The organism is Pantoea vagans, from assembly GCF_004792415.1.
Taxonomy (GTDB): domain Bacteria; phylum Pseudomonadota; class Gammaproteobacteria; order Enterobacterales; family Enterobacteriaceae; genus Pantoea; species Pantoea vagans.
The window spans coordinates 1,568,077-1,585,687 of the sequence record NZ_CP038853.1; the positions used below are offsets into that span (position 1 = coordinate 1,568,077).

General features: G+C 59.4%; 17 protein-coding genes. 16 read left to right on the forward strand and 1 reads right to left on the reverse strand.

Annotated features, from left to right (window positions below):
* Window positions 1–192 precede the first annotated feature (192 nt).
* From EGO56_RS07250 to biuH, 3 genes are read left to right on the forward strand one after another with little or no spacing between them, the layout of a single operon-like run.
* Window positions 193–1,629 carry an amidase gene (locus tag EGO56_RS07250; RefSeq protein WP_135908246.1) on the forward strand — a complete coding sequence of 479 codons (1,437 nt, stop codon included), beginning with the start codon at window positions 193–195 and terminating at the stop codon, window positions 1,627–1,629.
* Window positions 1,626–2,942, forward strand: coding sequence for a purine-cytosine permease family protein (locus EGO56_RS07255; RefSeq protein ID WP_135908248.1), 1,317 nt, complete (start codon window positions 1,626–1,628; stop codon window positions 2,940–2,942). Before EGO56_RS07250 ends, EGO56_RS07255 begins: the two co-directional genes overlap by 4 nt.
* On the forward strand, window positions 2,923–3,609 hold the full coding sequence (gene biuH / locus EGO56_RS07260) for a biuret amidohydrolase (protein WP_135908250.1): 687 nt from the start codon (window positions 2,923–2,925) through the stop codon (window positions 3,607–3,609). The genes EGO56_RS07255 and biuH overlap by 20 nt, the downstream gene beginning before the upstream one ends.
* A 93-nt stretch (window positions 3,610–3,702) precedes the next feature.
* Here biuH and EGO56_RS07265 read toward each other — a convergent pair whose 3' ends face one another.
* Entirely contained in the window at window positions 3,703–5,889 is a 2,187-nt protein-coding gene (locus EGO56_RS07265; RefSeq protein WP_135908252.1) for a putative bifunctional diguanylate cyclase/phosphodiesterase, read from the reverse strand.
* 409 nt (window positions 5,890–6,298) lie between these two features.
* Between EGO56_RS07265 and EGO56_RS07270 the strand changes: the two genes are divergently transcribed.
* From EGO56_RS07270 to phnP, 13 genes are all read left to right on the forward strand, one after another.
* Window positions 6,299–7,390, forward strand: a complete 1,092-nt coding sequence (locus EGO56_RS07270) for a mechanosensitive ion channel family protein (protein WP_135908254.1) — start codon at window positions 6,299–6,301, stop codon at window positions 7,388–7,390.
* Window positions 7,391–8,195: 805 nt separating this feature from the next.
* Complete coding sequence (locus EGO56_RS07275) at window positions 8,196–8,909, forward strand: bacteriorhodopsin (RefSeq protein ID WP_135908255.1); 714 nt, start codon at window positions 8,196–8,198, stop codon at window positions 8,907–8,909.
* On the forward strand, window positions 8,906–9,715 hold the full coding sequence (locus tag EGO56_RS07280) for a Brp/Blh family beta-carotene 15,15'-dioxygenase (protein ID WP_135908257.1): 810 nt from the start codon (window positions 8,906–8,908) through the stop codon (window positions 9,713–9,715). The genes EGO56_RS07275 and EGO56_RS07280 overlap by 4 nt, the downstream gene beginning before the upstream one ends.
* A 235-nt stretch (window positions 9,716–9,950) precedes the next feature.
* A complete protein-coding gene (gene phnF, locus EGO56_RS07285; protein ID WP_033733116.1) occupies window positions 9,951–10,664 on the forward strand; it encodes a phosphonate metabolism transcriptional regulator PhnF in 714 nt (237 codons plus the stop codon).
* On the forward strand, window positions 10,664–11,110 hold the full coding sequence (phnG, locus tag EGO56_RS07290; RefSeq protein ID WP_135908259.1) for a phosphonate C-P lyase system protein PhnG: 447 nt from the start codon (window positions 10,664–10,666) through the stop codon (window positions 11,108–11,110). Before phnF ends, phnG begins: the two co-directional genes overlap by 1 nt.
* A complete protein-coding gene (gene phnH, locus EGO56_RS07295) occupies window positions 11,110–11,685 on the forward strand; it encodes a phosphonate C-P lyase system protein PhnH (protein ID WP_033733112.1) in 576 nt (191 codons plus the stop codon). The genes phnG and phnH overlap by 1 nt, the downstream gene beginning before the upstream one ends.
* Complete coding sequence (locus EGO56_RS07300; protein ID WP_135908261.1) at window positions 11,685–12,761, forward strand: carbon-phosphorus lyase complex subunit; 1,077 nt, start codon at window positions 11,685–11,687, stop codon at window positions 12,759–12,761. Before phnH ends, EGO56_RS07300 begins: the two co-directional genes overlap by 1 nt.
* Entirely contained in the window at window positions 12,754–13,602 is an 849-nt protein-coding gene (locus EGO56_RS07305; RefSeq protein ID WP_110330551.1) for an alpha-D-ribose 1-methylphosphonate 5-phosphate C-P-lyase PhnJ, read from the forward strand. The genes EGO56_RS07300 and EGO56_RS07305 overlap by 8 nt, the downstream gene beginning before the upstream one ends.
* Window positions 13,592–14,353 carry a phosphonate C-P lyase system protein PhnK gene (gene phnK / locus EGO56_RS07310; RefSeq protein ID WP_111533984.1) on the forward strand — a complete coding sequence of 254 codons (762 nt, stop codon included), beginning with the start codon at window positions 13,592–13,594 and terminating at the stop codon, window positions 14,351–14,353. Before EGO56_RS07305 ends, phnK begins: the two co-directional genes overlap by 11 nt.
* Window positions 14,354–15,067, forward strand: coding sequence for a phosphonate C-P lyase system protein PhnL (gene phnL, locus EGO56_RS07315; protein ID WP_135908263.1), 714 nt, complete (start codon window positions 14,354–14,356; stop codon window positions 15,065–15,067).
* Window positions 15,064–16,200, forward strand: a complete 1,137-nt coding sequence (phnM, locus tag EGO56_RS07320) for an alpha-D-ribose 1-methylphosphonate 5-triphosphate diphosphatase (protein WP_013358334.1) — start codon at window positions 15,064–15,066, stop codon at window positions 16,198–16,200. Before phnL ends, phnM begins: the two co-directional genes overlap by 4 nt.
* Complete coding sequence (gene phnN / locus EGO56_RS07325; protein ID WP_135908265.1) at window positions 16,200–16,736, forward strand: ribose 1,5-bisphosphokinase; 537 nt, start codon at window positions 16,200–16,202, stop codon at window positions 16,734–16,736. The genes phnM and phnN overlap by 1 nt, the downstream gene beginning before the upstream one ends.
* Window positions 16,737–16,792: 56 nt before the next feature.
* On the forward strand, window positions 16,793–17,563 hold the full coding sequence (gene phnP / locus EGO56_RS07330; RefSeq protein WP_135908267.1) for a phosphonate metabolism protein PhnP: 771 nt from the start codon (window positions 16,793–16,795) through the stop codon (window positions 17,561–17,563).
* Window positions 17,564–17,611: the final 48 nt, after the last annotated feature.

Consider the following 17,611-nt stretch of genomic DNA (forward strand, 5'->3'; position numbering starts at 1 on the left):
CCCTTATCGCGCAGCCCTGCGCCATCTTCGTGCTGAAAAAATAAACAGCCTCCTGCCCGCGACATCATAAGAATTCGATCTTGTATTCCAGGCCGTATTCCATCTGGCATCCCTGTCTCAGACCGCTGGCATCACGGCTATCTGGCACGCTTCATGCACTCGCTGACAGGTACAATTCTGGCGAGGTTACTCATGTTTGATTCCTTATTAGACGAAGATGCCACCACGATGGCCGCACTGATTCGCAGCGGGGAAGTCTCGGCCTGCGAGCTGACCGGGGCAGCACTCGCGCGGATGGAGCGGCGGGAACCGGTGATACAGGCCTTTTGTACCCCGACACCGGAACTGGCGCTGGCACAGGCCAGAGAAGTGGATGCCCGACGGGCGCGTGGAGAAACGCTGGGCGCTTTAGCAGGCGTGCCGCTGGCAGTGAAAGATTTAATCTGCACCGCAAACGTCAGAACCACCTCCGGTTCGGCGGCGTATAAAGATTTCGTACCGGAAGATGACGACATCACGGTGGAGCGATTGCTGGCCGCCGACGCCATTCTGCTGGGCAAAACCACCGCGCCGGAGTTTGGCTATAGCGGTGTCGGACACAATCCGCTGTTCCCCTCGCCGCGCAATCTCTGGGATCTGGCGATGACGCCCGGCGGTTCCAGCGCCGGATCGGGTGCGGCGGTGGCGGCGCGGCTCTGTCCGATTGCACTGGGCAGCGACGGCGGCGGCTCGGTACGCATTCCGGCGGCGCACTGCGGCATTTTTGGCTTTAAGGCGTCAATGGGCCGGGTGCCGTTGTGGCCCGGCTGTCGTGATGAACGCTATCCCGGCGTGTCGAGCTGGGAGTCGCTGGAACACATCGGGCCGATGACGCGAAGCGTGCGTGATGCCGCCCTGATGATGTCGCTGATGGCGGGACCGGATATGCGTGACCGCCACTCGATCCCCTGTAGCGACGTTGACTGGCTGGGTGCACCAGAACAGCTGCCAGGCAAACTGCGCATCGCCTTCAGCGCAGATTTTGGCTATGTGGCGGTTGACCCGGAGGTGCGGGCGGTGGTCAGCGCAGCGGTGCAGCGCTTTGCCGCTGAAATCGGTGCGGAGCTGGAACTGGCCGATCCCGGCTTCCCGGACCCGGCTGCCGCCTTTGGCGCGCTGGTGGCGATGGAGAGCGATCTCACCGGCATGCGCCAGATGATGGCGGAGCAAGGCAGCGCGATGTCGCCACATCTGGTCGCCATGCTGCAGCGCGACTGGCGGGCGGAAAACTTCACCGATGCCATCGCCACCCGCAAAGCGGTCAGTAACAGCCTGTGGCGCTTTATGCAGCGCTTTGATTTGCTGATCACGCCGACGCTGGCAGTGCCGCCATTTCCGCTGGGGATGCAGGGACCGGAGATCATCGATGGCCGTATGGTCCGCAACGATCACTGGCTCTCGTTCTGTTACCCGTTCAACTTCACCGGACAGCCCGCCGCGTCCGTGCCCGCCGGTTTCACCGCCAGCGGCCTGCCCGTCGGGATGCAGATTGTCGGACGTCATCTTGATGATGCGTTAGTGCTGGCTGCCAGTGCCGCTTTCGAGCGCATACAGCCGTGGAATCACCTTCAACCCGGAATCGCCCAATGAAAACATCTGATACACCTGCGCTGGAGCAGGAGTTTGAACATGAGCCGGTGCCGCTGTCGCATCGCCATTCCACCCGCTCCGTCTCGGCGGTCTGGTTTGGATTCCCGATGATACTCACCAACGCGCTGTTTGGCGGCATCATCACCTGGCATCTGGGCTTCTGGCCCGCGCTGATTGCTATTCTGCTGGGCAACCTGGTGCTGTTCGCCTATGTCGGCGCGCTGAGCTGGTTCGCCGGTAACACCGGGATGAACTTTGCTTTACAGGCCAGACGCACCTTTGGCAGCAAAGGCTACATTCTGGTCTCCGGTTTTCTCTCGACGGTGGTGATCGGCTGGTATGCCTTCCAGACCGGCCTCACCGGCACGGTCATTAACCAGACCTTTGGCTGGAATGCGCTGGCGGTGACGGCTTTTGCCATGATCCTCTATACCGGCATTACGTTCCTGGGCGTGCGGGCACTGTCGGTACTCGGGATGATTGCCGCGCCGCTGTTTGTGGTGCTGGGGATAGTGGCGCTGTGGCTGATTGGCAAACAGCACGACTTCTCCATCGTGACGCAGTGGAAGGGCAGCGCCAGCGCCGCCGGAGCGATGAGTATGGGCACTGCCGTAACGATGGTGGTGGCTGGTTTTGCCGACTCCGGCACCATGACCGCTGACTTTACCCGCTGGTCGAAGAACGGCCGCTCGGCGGTGATCGCCGCGTTCTCCGCTTTCCCGGTCGCCAATGTGATCTCCTATCTGTTCGGCGTGGTGATTGTGGCAGTGGGTGCGGCGGTTGATCCGCTGACCAACGGCGGGAACTTCCTGCCGATGCTGATGGGACACAGCGCCTTCCTGTCGGTGGTGGCCTGTCTGTTTGTCTTTATCAATCTGGGGTCGGTCTGCACCCACTGTCTCTACAACGGCGCGGTGGGTTTCAGTCATCTGTTCAGCAGCAAAATGCGGCTCTGGACGCTGATCCTCGGTGCGATTGGCGGCGTGCTGGCGCTGGCGGGGGTCTGGTCTTACTTCCTGGAGTGGCTCAGCCTGCTGGGGATTGTGGTGCCACCGTTTGGTGCGGTAATGATTGTGGATTTGATTTTCATGGCGCGCATCAGCGAGCAGCGTCCGGCCCAGCGTTTCCGTGGCACCGCGTTTGCCGCCTGGGCGATTGGCAGCCTGTGTGCGGTCATCGCCCATGTGGCTTTCCCACAGTTCGGCGAAGCGGTGATTGGTCTGGTGACCGCCGCCATCAGCTACAGCGTGATCACTAAAATGCGTATGCCGCGCCCGGTAATGGAGAACAGCAATGCCCGATTACAGCGTTAATTCGACCCCCTACGCCTGGCCGTTTGACGGCAGCTTTACCCCGGCTGACACGGCGCTGATCGTGATTGATATGCAGACTGATTTCTGTGGCGTTGGCGGCTATGTCGACAGCATGGGCTATGACGTGAGCCTGACCCGCGCGCCCATCGCCCCGCTGCAACAGGTGCTGGCGGCGATGCGCGCCCGGCAGTTTCCGATTATTCATACCCGCGAAGGGCACCGGCCCGACCTCAGCGATCTGCCCGCTAACAAACGCTGGCGCTCGCGACGCATGAATGCCGGGATAGGCGATGTCGGACCATGCGGCCGTATTCTGGTGCGCGGTGAACCGGGCTGGGAGATTATCCCGGAGCTGGCACCGTTGCCGGAGGAAGTGGTGATTGATAAACCGGGGAAGGGATCGTTTTATGCCACCGATCTGGAGCTGATTCTGCGCAGTCGCGGTATCCGTAACCTGATCCTCACCGGCATTACCACCGACGTCTGCGTCCACACCACGCTGCGCGAAGCCAACGATCGCGGCTTTGAATGCCTGGTGCTCTCCGATTGTTGTGCTGCAACTGAGCGGCATCATCATGAGGCGGCGCTGAGCATGATCCATATGCAGGGCGGCATCTTTGGCGCGGTCGCTACGTCGGCCGCGCTGCTGGATAGCCTGGGCGTGTAGCGTTTTGCATCTCACATCAATAGGTGCTGCCCTGATTCTCAGGGCGATTCCGCATAGCCTGAGCGCCGTTATCCGCTCAGGCTATGCGCAGCACTATTCCCGCTGCGTCTCCTCTGGCGCAGGTAATCTCATCAGTGCCGCAAGCTGATCGGCGGGCACTGCCTGACTGAACAGATAGCCCTGTAACTGATTACAGCCTGCATCGGCCAGTGCAGACATCTGCCCGGCGGTCTCCACGCCCTCCGCCGTCACCATCAGGCCCATGGCGTGACCCAGTTTCACCACGGATTCGACTATCGCCACGGAATTTTCCGCCACGCCCAGCGACTGGGTGAATGAGCGGTCGATTTTGATTTTGTCCACCGGGAAGGTGCTGAGGTAGTTGAGGCTGGAGTAGCCGGTACCGAAGTCATCCAGCGCGATGCGGAAACCCGCCTCACGCAGCGACACAATAATCTCACGTGCTTCGCGCTCATCCTCGATTAACACGCCTTCGGTGATCTCCAGTTCCAGCCGCTTCGGGTCACCGCCGTGCTGGCTGACAATCGTCATCACACGGTCAACAAAGCCGGTAGAGCGGAACTGCACGGGCGAGACATTGACCGCTACCAGCAAATCGGGAAAGCGCTGCTGAGTGGCACAGGCTTCAGACAGCACCCATTCGCCCAGCGGGATAATCAGACCGGTCTCTTCGGCAATCGCGATAAATTCACCGGGTGCGATCAGGCCGCGTGTCGGGTGATGCCAGCGCAGCAGCGCCTCGATGCCGACCATCTGCTGACCGCCAACGTCCATCAGGGGCTGATACCACACCTCCAGTCCCTGACGGGTTTGCAGTGCCGTACGCAGATCGGCGGCAATGGTCTGCCGCGTCTGTACTGACTCATCCATTGCCCGTTCAAACTGACGAAACCGGCCACGTCCGCCGCTTTTGGCTTCATACAGCGCGATATCGGCTTTGCGCATCAGCTCCAGCCGATCGATGCCGTCTTTAGGTGCCAGCGCCAGTCCGATACTGGCCCCGCTCCAGACATCGCTGCCGAACAGGGTAAACGGCTGAGCCAGCTCGTCAATCATGCGCTGCGCCAGGCTGTTCACCTGACCGATGTTATCGACCTCCGGCATCACCACGATAAATTCATCGCCGCCGATGCGTCCCACGGTATCGCTGGCACGCACGATACGATTCAGGCGCTGTGCTACGGCGATAATCAGCTCATCGCCAGCATGATGACCATGGGTATCGTTGACGGCTTTAAAGCGGTCGAGGTCGATCAGCAGCAGCGCCACCCGCTGATCGTTGCGTGTCGCCAGGGCCAGCGCCTGGGTCAGCCGGTCTTCCACCAGCGCCCGGTTCGGCAGCCCGGTCAGCACATCATGAAACGCCAGATGCTGCGCCTGCGCTTCTGATGCGCCGAGCCTGAGCATCGATTGCGAGAGATTAACTGATGAGTTCCAGAGTCGCCGCACCATATAAAGACAAAGCAGCGATATTGCCAGCACCGCCAGCCCGGTAGACGGCCCGATGGTACGCAGCATCTGCGCGCCCGGACGGGAGGGGATCCAGTTGAGATAGCCGACCGGCTCGCCCGCCTGGGCGATCAGCAGATAGCGCGCGCTGGTGCCGGACTGAGACGAACCGTCGGAGAAGTGCAGTCCCTCCAGCTGATTGCGCTCCGCCAGGCTCGCCAGATAACCGTCATCGAGAAATTTCAGGCTCACCAGCCGGAATTGCGGCAGGCTGTCGCTATCCCGCTGGATGTTACCCACGGCAAGCGCCGCAGCACGCTGGGTAATACGGGCATAATCGGCGTTATCCTGGCGCCTGGGATCCTGGATCAGCGTGTTTTGCAGCACATCACCAATCAGCGGGTCACTCTCTGCTGCGGAGACCGTGTGGCCCTCACGCCAGACTCTGACGATCTGGTTTTGCGCATCCAGCACCATAATCAGCTGATGGCCGAACATCTCATAGAGCCACTGCCCGATGTTCTCATCCAGCCACCTGTCGCTGTTGCCCTCTGCCAGATGCTCCTCAAAGGGACGCCAGCGTGACAGGCTATGCAACTGGCGAAGATGCTCGTTCAGACTTTGCGAAAAAGAGGCCTCAATCATCCGCTGCTGCTGATGCCGGGCTTCAGTATTGGTCAGTGATGTGCCAATAAACAGTGCTGCACCCGCACCGGCAAATGTCAGCACCAGGATAGCCACCAGCGGCACCAGCACTTCGCGCAGGAAACTGCGGCGAAAATCAGAGGAAAGTTTAAGGGTGTTAATCATATTGTTGTTTTTCTCTGCAGCAGGGGAACAGCTTAAAAATTAGCAGATAGCAAAAGATCGTCCATGAAAAGCGTGATGGATAGTGAGCATGCAAGCGTTTTTCTGTTAACGGGTGGCCGGGGAAGGCTGACAGTGAGGGTAAGAAAGTCAGCGCGTTTTATCAGTTATTTTAATGAGGATGGCAGTCGTGCCGGGAGCATTCAGGTCAGGATGGTACACCCTGACCTGATGCGGTAAGGCTAAGTGCCTCAGCAATCCCATCACCGCGCATTTCCTGCCAACTTTGCTGCTATGGTTCATACTCATGAGCGCTGATTGTGTTACAGACGGATAACCGTGCAGACAACGGTTACTGAGTGGGTCACTTATCTGACAGCTTTAGCCTGTCAGCTAACAAAAAGGGAAAATAATGCCATTGTTATTCGGTGAGTTATCTGGTTTCCCGTCATGGGTGCCTGTTGTATTACTCGTCTCGCTTTCATTTGTACTGGGTTTTCTGGCTCGCCTTATCCTCCTCGCGTTTATCCGCTACTGGCAGGGCCGTGACAGAAAGCTGTTCAAATCCCTGGAAAAGCACCTTAGCGGTTCGATGTTCTTTTTCGTGCCGTTATTAATGATCAATGTCGGGATTAACTACATCGATTTTCATCCTGAATCACTCGATCTCATCACCAATATCATCAACGTCTTTATTATTATGTCATTCTGCTCAGTCTTAATCCGGCTGACCAACGTAGCGCAGGATATGCTTTATATCCGCTATGACATTAATATTTCCAATAACCTGCGTGCGCGTAAAATCCGTACGCAGATTATCTATGTCAAGAAAGTCGTCATTGTCATCCTGGTGCTGTTCTGCGTTTCGCTGATTCTGCTGAGTTTCCCCGGCGTGCGTAAATTCGGCACCACGATTCTGGCCGGCGCGGGTGTCGCCGGTATCATTATCGGTTTTGCTTTACAGAAGTCGCTGGTTAACCTGTTCGCCGGTATTCAGATTGCCTTTACCCAGCCGATTAAGATTGATGATGCGGTGGTGGTGGAAAAGGAGTGGGGCTGGATTGAAGAGATCAACCTGACCTACGTGGTGGTGCGCATCTGGGATCTGCGTCGTCTGGTGCTGCCGATTACCTACTTCACCGAGAATCCGTTTCAGAACTGGACGCGCAACAACGCCCAGATTTTAGGCTCGGTGTTTCTCTATGTGGATTACTCGATGCCGCTGGAGCCGCTGCGTAAGCATTTCGACAAAATCCTGAGTGAAACCAAGCTCTGGGACCAGGAAACCTCGGTGCTTCAGGTGACCGATACCACCGAAAAAACCATGACCATCAGGATGCTGATGACCGCCCAGAACTCGCCGATCGCCTTTGATTTACGCTGTTATGTGCGTGAGAAGATGATCGAGTTTATTCAGCAGAATTACCCGGAAAGCCTGCCACAGGTGAGGGCGTCGCTGACGGAGAGCGGGTCGGAGAAGGTTGGGAGAGCGGGGCTGGAGTAAAAGATCTTTAGTGAAACAGAAACGGCAGTTTACGTGAGCCTGTACGTTAACTCATGGCTGTCGTTTCTCTCTCGAAGTCAGAAAGTAATCCTGCGCGTTTGTGACTTTACCGGGCCGTGCAGACGTTAACGAGCCGTATAGAGGCAACAAATGCCCAAGGATTATATTGTAAAATTAGCTGGCAAAACATTCCGCACACCGATCAGGATTACCTTCTTCAAAACATTATTCTTTCTGTTAAAGAGAGCGGGTTCCGGGCTTCCTCTTTTAAAGGCGCTAGGGTATAAAACTCGCTAAATTATTATTTTTTATTTTCTTTTGATTATCCACAGACAGTCAGCATTTGATTTTTATTTGTGCCTTTTAAATGAATTGAACATCTCACCACGCCATTTTCATAGCGCCTGCCTTGAAATTTACCACTCAAAAATAAAAATTTTGCTCTTTTGTCAATTTATGCAAAGGCGGGGGTTGCTAAATCTCATGATGTATGTTGACTGCTAAATCAGTGGGTTAGGCGCTAATGGGTTTTTCATATGTTAAAAATCTGGTAGGAAAGCGAAACGCTGAGAAACATAACTTTACATTGCTTTTTTTATCTGACTCTTAGAAAGCTAATAAAAGACGTGGTTTTAAACAAAATATCTTAAATCAGGAAGTGTGCGTTTATTGCAATGAGCAGATGACGAATATCGTCATATACTTTCAGCATATTCATTGAATGAATATAAACCTGCTTTATTAACGATAATTTATCGCTGCATTGCTGGCGCGAGACCGGCGTCTTAGCACAGGAGAGAGTAAAATGGATCAAACCGCATTCATGATCGGGTTTTCGGTCATGGCCATCGCATCGCTGATTATCTACGCGACGGGCGACAAAAAATATCCTTTTGGTCACCATACACTGGTGCATGCATCCGTCCCGTTTATTGCGGCCACGGCCTATCTGGCCATGGCGTTTGGGTTTGGCAACCTCACGCTGGATAGTGGCACGGTAGTGTATCTGGCACGTTATGCAGACTGGTCTGTCACCACGCCTCTCTTACTGGCCGGGCTGGTCATGCTGGCTTTCCATGAACAGGGTAAGCCGGGCGAAATGGGCGGTTTTCTGACTGCCATCATTGTGCTGGATGTGATGATGATCGTCACCGGTCTGGTCTCTTCGCTGGCGGAAAATACTGTCGCTAAATGGGTCTGGTATCTCTGGTCATGCGCGGCATTTCTGGGCGTTGTTTATCTGCTTTGGGGACCGCTGCGTGCTATAGCCGCTACGCGGGATAGTGCGCTGGCAGGTGCATATAGCAAAAACGTGGCTTTGCTGACCATCGTATGGTTTATCTATCCGATCGTTTTTCTGGTCGGTCCGGAAGGGCTCAGAATCATTACTGATGCGTCATCGGTCTGGGCATTCCTGATTCTGGATATTATCGCAAAAGTTTTCTATGCCATCTACGCCGCGGCTAACATGAAGAAAGCCCTTTCTCATGCCGTGCCTGTTGGTGCAGTCAGGAGATGACAGGTCAGGTTCGGCTCGGCTGGGCAGGACTCTGGGGGGCAGCGCTGGCTGCCTCTTTCAGCCCTCTTGCCGGGCAGGTACTGTTTGCGATCGTCGCCATTGGCCTTATCGGCATGGCGCACGGTGCCAGCGATCTTGACGTGGTCCGACGCGAACGTCAGTTCCCGTTCCTTGCCGCCTATGGGCTGGTCATTGTGATTTGTCTGTTCTGGTGGCACGGTGCGCCGGCACTGGCGCTGCCAGGTTTTTTACTGGCCTCTGCCATACACTTTGCGCTGGAGGATGCCCCTCATGGATGCAGCATTGAACGTCTGGCGCGGGGGATAAGCATGATAGCGACGCCTGCTGCTCTGCATCTGCAGGCGTTCAGTACCATTCTGCACGAGGCGGGGCTGGGATTTCCGATGCCATACTCTTTTGCTGTAGGCATTGCCTTCACAGGGGGACTTTGTGCAGCAGGCCTTATTTTTGAGGGCCTGCTTCGCCGGGACAGGCGTATTCTGGCCGGTACACTGGCATTGTTAATTCTTCCCCCTTTCGTCGGGTTTTCAATGGGCTTTCTGATTCTGCATGCGCTGCCGCAAACCCGGCAGCGTCGCGATCAACTGGGGTGCAGCAGCTATGTTCGCTATCTGCAGGCGACATGGCCGGTTTTAGCGGCGGCTATTCTGTTAGGGGCGGGAACCGTTGTGATGATGCATCCCACAGATAAAGCGGGAATTCAGTCACTCTTTGCTGCTTTGGCGGCACTGGCAATCCCGCATATGCTCATTACGCCCTGGTTTGAAACACGGCAAGAAGCGTAAAGCCACTGTGCTGCACCCTGAAAGTGTCCCGGACAAACAGGGCAGAGGGTTTCAGGCCTGAGCGCTATTCTTATGACGCCTCTTTGTCCTTAACTGGCTTCTATCCCGACTACCACATTCACCCCACCTTCACCCCCGCGTCACCATTCTGTCATCTGCGTCCCTCAGGCTAACCCCATCCCGCAGCGTCTTATCACTGCGTTCCCACTCTGTAACCCGTGAGGATTTCATCGTGATGGAGTTATCCAGACATCCGACCACTGTCTATCAGGCTGTTGCCGCACAACTGGAGCAGGCGCTGAAAGAGCGCTACCGCTGCGGCGACTATCTTCCTTCCGAACAACAGCTGGCCGATCACTATGAGGTGAACCGCCACACGCTGCGCCGGGCCGTCGATGAGCTGGTGCATAAAGGTCTGCTGCAGCGCCGTCATGGCGTTGGCATTCTGGTGCTGATGCGCCCGTATGACTATCCGCTGCATGCCCAGGCACGCTTCAGCCAGAACCTGATGGAGCAGGGCAGTCACCCGACCAGCGAACGGCTGCTGGCGGTGCTGCGTCCGGCCAGCAACGACGTCGCCAGTGCGCTGGGCGTAAAAGAGGGTGACAACGTTATTCATCTGCGCACCCTGCGCCGCGCCAACGGCGTGCCGCTCTGCCTGATCAATCACTTCCTCGCCGACCTCAGCTGGTGGCCACAGCTGCAGCAATTTAACAGCGGGTCGCTGCACGACTTCTTAGTGGAGCACACTGGCAAGCAGCTGGTGCGCACCCAGACGCGTATCAGCACCCGCCGGGCGCAGGCCAAAGAGTGCCGTCAGCTGGATATCGCGCTGCATGCGCCACTGCTCTGCGTACGGACCCTGAACAAAACCAGTGATGGCGCACTGGCGGAATACTCCGTCAGTCTGACGCGCGGCGACATGATCGAACTGACTCTGGAGCACTAATGGAACAGCAAACGGATCGTCAGCGCTGGCTGTCGGTGCTGGCGCACAGCAGCGCCGCCCTGCTTGAACACCATTGGCAGGCGCTTAACCTCCAGCCGGAATTCACCCTGATTCGTCCGGCAGAGATCGGGCTGACGCGATTACAGGCGCGGATGGGGGCCACCGGCAAACGCTTTGTGATGGGCGATGCCACGGTGACGCGTGCGGTGGTGCAGCTGGGCGACGGCACCCTGGGCTACAGCTATCTGCTGGGGCGTGACAAAGCCCATGCCGAACGCTGCGCCCTGCTGGATGCATTGCTGCAGCAGCCGGAAACCCGGCCCCTGCTGGAAGAGAAGATTATTACCCCGCTGGCGGCGTGGCGCGATGAGCAGCGACAGCTGCGCGCCCGTGAAATCGCCAGCAGCAAAGTGGATTTTTTTACGCTGGTTCGCGGAGATAACTGATGACATTACTGGCAAGTTTTAACCATCCGGTCGCGGATGCACAGCGCGCGTTTCGCCGCATTCTGAAAGCGATGAGCGAGCCGGGCGTGATGGTCTCGCTGCCGCTGCAACAGGGCTGGGGCGCACTGTCACCGGCGGCCACAGCGCTGCTGCTGACGCTGGTCGATCAGGAAAGCCCGGTCTGGCTGGACGCGCAAATCGACAACGAACAGCTGCGCAACAATCTGCGCTTCCATACCGGTGCGCCCATTACCACGCAGCAGGATGCTCCGTTCGCCCTGAGCCATGCGGCGGCGCAGCCGGATCCCACGCAGTTCGCGGCGGGTGACAACATGTCGCCAGAAAAAAGCACCACGCTGATCATCGAAGTGCCGTCGCTGAATGGCGGATTAACGCTGCGTCTCTCCGGTCCCGGCCTGCGGGAAACCCGCGCCATTGCGCCACAGCTGCCGGAAAGCGTACTGCAATATCTGCGCACCCGTCCGCATCCCTTCCCGCAGGGCGTGGATCTGATCTTCACCTGTGGCGAAGCGATCATGGCCGTGCCGCGCACCACCGTTGTGGAGGTGTGCTGATGTATGTCGCGGTGAAAGGGGGCGAGAAAGCGATATCAAATGCCCACCAGCTGCAGGCCGATCTGCGACGCGGCGACAGAGCAGTCGCCGAACTCGGCTGCGACCAGGTGGCGCAGCAGCTGGGACTGGCGGTGGATCGGGTGATGACCGAAGGCGGAATATACGATCCGGAACTGGCGGCGCTGGCGATTAAACAGGCCAGCGGCGATCTGGTCGAGGCGATCTTTCTGCTGCGCGCCTATCGCACCACATTGCCACGGCTGGCGGAGAGCACGCCGCTGGCGACCGATGGCATGCGCATCGAACGCCGCATCTCGGCGGTGTACAAAGATCTGCCGGGCGGCCAGGTGCTGGGTCCAACCTATGACTACAGCCACCGTCTGCTCGACTTCACTCTGCTGGCTAACGGCGAAACGCCCGCTGCGCCGCGTGACGATCGATCGGTGCCTGACCAGTGCCCACACATGTTCAGCATGATGAGCGAGGAAGGGCTGGCCGCGGGAGAAGTAGATGACGGCAGCGAGCCGGTTGATATCACCCGTGAACCAGTGAGCTTTCCCGCCTCACGCGCCGCGCGGCTGCAACAGCTGGTACGCGGCGACGAAGGTTTTCTGCTGGCGCTGGGCTATTCAACCCAGCGCGGCTATGGCCGTACCCATCCGTTTGCTGGCGAGATCCGCACCGGCACTCTCAGCGTCAGCATCTGCCCCGAAGAGCTGGGTTTTGAGCTGGAGATCGGGGAACTACTGCTGACCGAATGTGAAATGGTCAACGGCGTCGCCCATAGTGACGACGCCGCGCCGCAGTTTACCCGTGGCTACGGGCTGGTGTTTGGCCGCGCCGAACGCAAAGCGATGGCGATGGCGCTGGTGGACCGGGCGCTGCAAAGCCGCGAGCAGAATGAGCGCGTGACCAGCCCGGCGCAGGACGAAGAGTTTGTGCTGTCACATGCCGACAACGTCGAAGCCGCGGGCTTTGTCTCGCACCTCAAGCTGCCGCACTACGTCGATTTCCAGGCCGAGCTTGAGTTGCTGAAACAGCTGCAGCACGATTATCAGGAGCGCAACCATGGCTGAACTCACCGGCTATAACAACGGCTATCTCGATGAGCAGACTAAACGCACCATCCGTCGCGCCATCCTTAAAGCGGTGGCGATCCCCGGCTATCAGGTGCCGTTCGCCGGACGCGAGATGCCGATGCCTTACGGCTGGGGCACCGGCGGCATTCAGATCACCGCCAGCGTGATTGGCGATCAGGATGTGCTTAAGGTGATCGATCAGGGCGCAGATGACACCACCAATGCGGTGTCGATCCGCCAGTTCTTTAAGCGGGTCAGCGGTGCGGCGACCACCGAGCGCACCGCCGATGCCACGCTGATCCAGACCCGGCACCGCATCCCGGAAACGCCGCTGGAAGAGGATCAGATCCTGATTTTCCAGGTACCGATCCCGGAGCCGCTGCGCTTTATCGAACCACGCGAAACCGAGACCCGCACCATGCATGCGCTGGAGGAGTACGGCATCATGCAGGTGAAGCTGTATGAAGATATCGCCCGCTACGGGCATATCGCTACCACCTACGCCTATCCGGTCCGGGTCAACGATCGCTACGTGATGGATCCGTCGCCCATCCCCAAATTCGACAACCCGAAGATGCACATGATGCCCGCACTGCAGCTGTTTGGTGCCGGGCGTGAAAAGCGCATCTACGCCTTGCCGCCATACACCCGCGTGGAGAGTCTCGACTTCGACGACCACCCGTTCACCGTGCAGCAGTGGGAAGAACCCTGCGCGCTGTGCGGCTCGCGCCACAGCTATCTCGATGAGGTGGTGATGGACGATCAGGGAACGCGGATGTTTGTCTGTTCCGACACCGACTTTTGCCATCAGCAGCAGGAACAGCAACATGCACAGTGAACAGCCGCTGCTTGCGGTGAACCAGCTCACCCATCTTTATGCGCCGGGCAAAGGGTTTGAGCAGGTCAGTTTTGATCTCTACCCCGGCGAGGTGCTGGGGATTGTCGGCGAGTCCGGCTCCGGTAAAACCACGCTGCTGCAGAGCCTGTCGGCGCGTCTGACGCCGCAGCAGGGCAGCATTCTCTATCAGAACCGCGACCTCTATCAGATGAGTGAAAGCGACCGCCGCCGCCTGCTGCGCACCGAGTGGGGCGTGGTGCATCAGCATCCGATGGACGGCCTGCGTTCGCAGGTCAGCGCGGGCGGCAACATCGGCGAACGGCTGATGGCAACCGGACAGCGCCACTATGGCGACATCCGCGCTGAGGCGAGCCGCTGGCTGCAGGCGGTAGAGATAGACGCCGGGCGCATCGACGATCTGCCGACCACCTTTTCCGGCGGGATGCAGCAGCGTCTGCAGATTGCCCGCAACCTGGTGACGCAGCCGCGGCTGATGTTTATGGATGAGCCGACCGGCGGGCTGGATGTGTCGGTGCAGGCGCGACTGCTGGATCTGCTGCGGACGCTGGTGCGCGAGCTGAATCTGGCGGTGGTGATTGTCACCCACGATCTCGGCGTGGCGCGACTGCTGGCGCATCGCCTGCTGGTGATGAAACAGGGGCGGGTGGTGGAGAGCGGTCTGACCGACCGCGTGCTGGACGATCCTCATCATCCTTACACTCAACTGCTGGTCTCTTCGGTGCTTAATTAAATGACGAATCACACTCCGCGCCTGCGGGTAGAGAATCTGTGTAAAACCTTTGTGCTGCACAACCAGAACGGCGCGGCGCTGCCAGTGCTGCACAACGCCAGTCTGACGGTAGGCGAGGGCGAATGCGTGGTGCTGCACGGTCACTCCGGCAGCGGCAAATCCACGCTGCTGCGTGCGCTTTATGGCAACTATCAGCCCGACAGCGGCCACATCCGGGTTGCCCATCAGGGCGAGTGGATCGATATGGCGCAGGCATCAGCGCGCCAGATTATCGCCCTGCGTCGCGACACGCTGGGCTGGGTGAGCCAGTTTCTGCGGGTGATCCCGCGCGTGCCGACGCTGGAAATTGTGATGCAGCCGCTGCTGGAGCGCGGCGTGGATCGCGAAATCTGTGAAGCGCGGGCCGCTGAGCTACTGACCCGGCTGAATGTGCCGCCGCGTCTCTGGTCGCTGGCCCCGTCCACCTTTTCCGGCGGTGAGCAGCAGCGGGTGAATATCGCACGCGGCTTTATCGCCGACTATCCGGTGCTGCTGCTGGATGAACCCACCGCCTCGCTCGACAGCGTCAACAGCGCGGCGGTCGTGGACTTAATTGAACAGGCGCGCGCCCGGGGTGCCGCCATCGTCGGTATTTTTCACGATCGGGCGGTGCGCGAGCGGGTAGCCGACCGGCTGCACCTGATGCATCCGATCGACACAGGAGTGCAGGCATGATTATCAATAACGTCAGACTGGTGCTGGAAAACGAGGTGGTGACCGGATCACTGGAGTTTCGCGACGAGCGCATCACCAGCTTCAGCGAAACCACCAGCCAGCAGCCCGGTGCGCTGGACGGCGAAGGGGCCTGGCTGCTGCCGGGGCTGGTGGAACTGCACACCGATAACCTCGACAAGTTTTTCACCCCACGCCCGAAAGTGGACTGGCCCGCGCACTCGGCGATGAGCAGCCACGATGCACTGATGGTCTCAAGTGGGATTACCACCGTGCTGGACGCGATTGGCGTGGGTGATGTGCGCGACGGCGGGCACCGGCTGGATAACCTCAGCAAGATGATCGACGCCATCCGCGACAGCAACCGCAAAGGGCTGAACCGCGCCGAGCACCTGCTGCATCTGCGCTGTGAACTGCCGCATCCCACCACCGCGCCGCTGTTTGAAGCGCTGATGGGCACGCCGGAACTGGCGCTGGTGTCGCTGATGGACCATTCGCCGGGCCAGCGTCAGTACGCCTCGCTGATCAAATATCGCGAATATTATCAGGGCAAATATCAGCTCAACGACGCCGAGATGGATCAGTTCGAGCATGACCAGCTCACCCTGGCGGCGGAGTGGTCGCAGCCCAATCGTCAGGCGATTGCCGGGCTGTGCCGGGAGCATGGCATCGCCATTGCCAGCCACGATGACGCCACGGCGGCGCACGTGGAGGAGTCTCACGCGGCAGGTAGCCGCATTGCGGAGTTTCCGACCACGCTGGAGGCGGCGCGTGCCTCGCGCTATCGCAACATGCAGGTACTGATGGGCGCGCCCAACATCGTGCGCGGCGGTTCGCACTCCGGCAACGTCGCCGCCTGGGAGCTGGCGTCACACGGCCTGCTGAATATTCTGTCGTCCGACTATTACCCGGCCAGCCTGCTGGATGCGGCGTTCCGGCTGGCGGCTGATGAGCGCAACAGCCTCGGCATGGCGCAGGCCATCGCGCTGGTGACCTGTAACCCGGCCCGCGCGTTAGGTCTATTCGATCGCGGCGTCATCGCCGAAGGCTGCCGCGCCGACCTGGTGCTGGCGCACACCGCCCACGGCTACCCGCACGTGCGGCACGTCTGGAGCAAAGGCCGGCAGGTGTACTGATGGCGCGGCTGATCTGGCTCACCGGTCCCTCCGGCTCCGGTAAGGATAGCCTGCTGGATGCGCTGCGGGAGGCACCGCCGCCCCGGCTGCTGATCGCCCATCGCTACATCACCCGTGCCGCCGATGCGGGCGGTGAAAACCATGTGGCGCTGACTGAGACGGAGTTTGACCGGCGCGCAGCACTCGGTCTGTTTGCGGTGAGCTGGGAGGCGCACGGCTTCCGCTACGGTATTGGCTGCGAGACGGAACAGTGGCTGCTGCGCGGGCAGAATGTGGTGGTGAACGGGTCGCGGCTGCATCTGGCCCAGGCGCAGGCGCGGTTTGGATCGCAGCTGCTGCCGGTCTGTCTGCAGGTGACGCCTGACGTGCTGGCGGCGCGACTGCGCCAGCGCGGGCGCGAAGATGAGGCGGAGATCGCCCGGCGGCTGGCGCGCGCTGCCCAGCCACAACCCGATGGCTGCCTGATTCTTAACAACGACGGTGCGCTGGCGGAAACCGTCTGCCAGCTGCGCCAGATACTGGAGGCGCATCAATGATACCTGGCACCAGTGGAATCCGTCCGGCAGCGACATCCATAACCGGAGGCGCATCAATGAAACTTACTTTTCTCGGCACCGGCGGGGTGACGGCCGCGCCACTGCCGGGCTGCGACTGTCCTGCCTGCCAGCGGGCGCAGCGCAATAGCGCCCATGCGCGTGCGCCCTGCAGCGCGCTGATTGAGTTTGGCCACGAGCGCATCCTGCTGGATGCCGGTCTGCCGCTGCTGGCGTCGCGCTTTCCGCCCGGCACGCTGACGCGCATTCTGCTGACCCATTACCACATGGATCATGTGCAGGGCCTGTTTGCGCTGCGCTGGGGAAAGGGCGCACCGATTCCGGTCTGGGGGCCGCCCGATCCGCGCGGCTGTGACGACCTCTACAAACATCCCGGTCTGCTCGATTTCCGTCCCGCCTTAACGCCGTTTGTGGCGCACGCCTTTGGTGAACTGCAGGTCACGCCGCTGCCGCTGCAGCACTCGAAGCTGACGCACGGCTATCTGTTCGACTGGCACGACACCCGGCTCGCCTGGCTGTGCGACACCTGCGGACTGCCGCCCGACACCGCCGACTTCCTGCGCGGCCAGCCGCTGGATCAGCTGGTGATTGACTGCAACGACCCGCCGCGTGCAGAGGCGGGCAACCACAATGATGTGACCCGGGCGCTGGCGATTGCGGCGCTGCTTCAGCCGCGTCAGACCTGGCTGACCCACCTCAGTCATGAGATGGATAACTGGTTAGCGGAAAATCCGTTGCCGGAGGGTGTGCAGCCTGCCCGTGATGGCCAGACGCTGCTGTGCGGTGCGCACTGGCCTGTCACGGTTTGATCATCTCGCTGTCATCCCGCGTTCATCGCGTCACGCCTTAATAACCGG

Coding starts and splice junctions, on each gene's coding strand:
- EGO56_RS07250 (WP_135908246.1), top strand. CDS start 193: ATGTTTGATTCCTTATTAGACGAAGATGCCACCACGATGGCCGCACTG.
- EGO56_RS07255 (WP_135908248.1), top strand. CDS start 1,626: ATGAAAACATCTGATACACCTGCGCTGGAGCAGGAGTTTGAACATGAG.
- biuH (WP_135908250.1), top strand. CDS start 2,923: ATGCCCGATTACAGCGTTAATTCGACCCCCTACGCCTGGCCGTTTGAC.
- EGO56_RS07265 (WP_135908252.1), bottom strand. CDS start 5,889: ATGATTAACACCCTTAAACTTTCCTCTGATTTTCGCCGCAGTTTCCTG.
- EGO56_RS07270 (WP_135908254.1), top strand. CDS start 6,299: ATGCCATTGTTATTCGGTGAGTTATCTGGTTTCCCGTCATGGGTGCCT.
- EGO56_RS07275 (WP_135908255.1), top strand. CDS start 8,196: ATGGATCAAACCGCATTCATGATCGGGTTTTCGGTCATGGCCATCGCA.
- EGO56_RS07280 (WP_135908257.1), top strand. CDS start 8,906: ATGACAGGTCAGGTTCGGCTCGGCTGGGCAGGACTCTGGGGGGCAGCG.
- phnF (WP_033733116.1), top strand. CDS start 9,951: ATGGAGTTATCCAGACATCCGACCACTGTCTATCAGGCTGTTGCCGCA.
- phnG (WP_135908259.1), top strand. CDS start 10,664: ATGGAACAGCAAACGGATCGTCAGCGCTGGCTGTCGGTGCTGGCGCAC.
- phnH (WP_033733112.1), top strand. CDS start 11,110: ATGACATTACTGGCAAGTTTTAACCATCCGGTCGCGGATGCACAGCGC.
- EGO56_RS07300 (WP_135908261.1), top strand. CDS start 11,685: ATGTATGTCGCGGTGAAAGGGGGCGAGAAAGCGATATCAAATGCCCAC.
- EGO56_RS07305 (WP_110330551.1), top strand. CDS start 12,754: ATGGCTGAACTCACCGGCTATAACAACGGCTATCTCGATGAGCAGACT.
- phnK (WP_111533984.1), top strand. CDS start 13,592: ATGCACAGTGAACAGCCGCTGCTTGCGGTGAACCAGCTCACCCATCTT.
- phnL (WP_135908263.1), top strand. CDS start 14,354: ATGACGAATCACACTCCGCGCCTGCGGGTAGAGAATCTGTGTAAAACC.
- phnM (WP_013358334.1), top strand. CDS start 15,064: ATGATTATCAATAACGTCAGACTGGTGCTGGAAAACGAGGTGGTGACC.
- phnN (WP_135908265.1), top strand. CDS start 16,200: ATGGCGCGGCTGATCTGGCTCACCGGTCCCTCCGGCTCCGGTAAGGAT.
- phnP (WP_135908267.1), top strand. CDS start 16,793: ATGAAACTTACTTTTCTCGGCACCGGCGGGGTGACGGCCGCGCCACTG.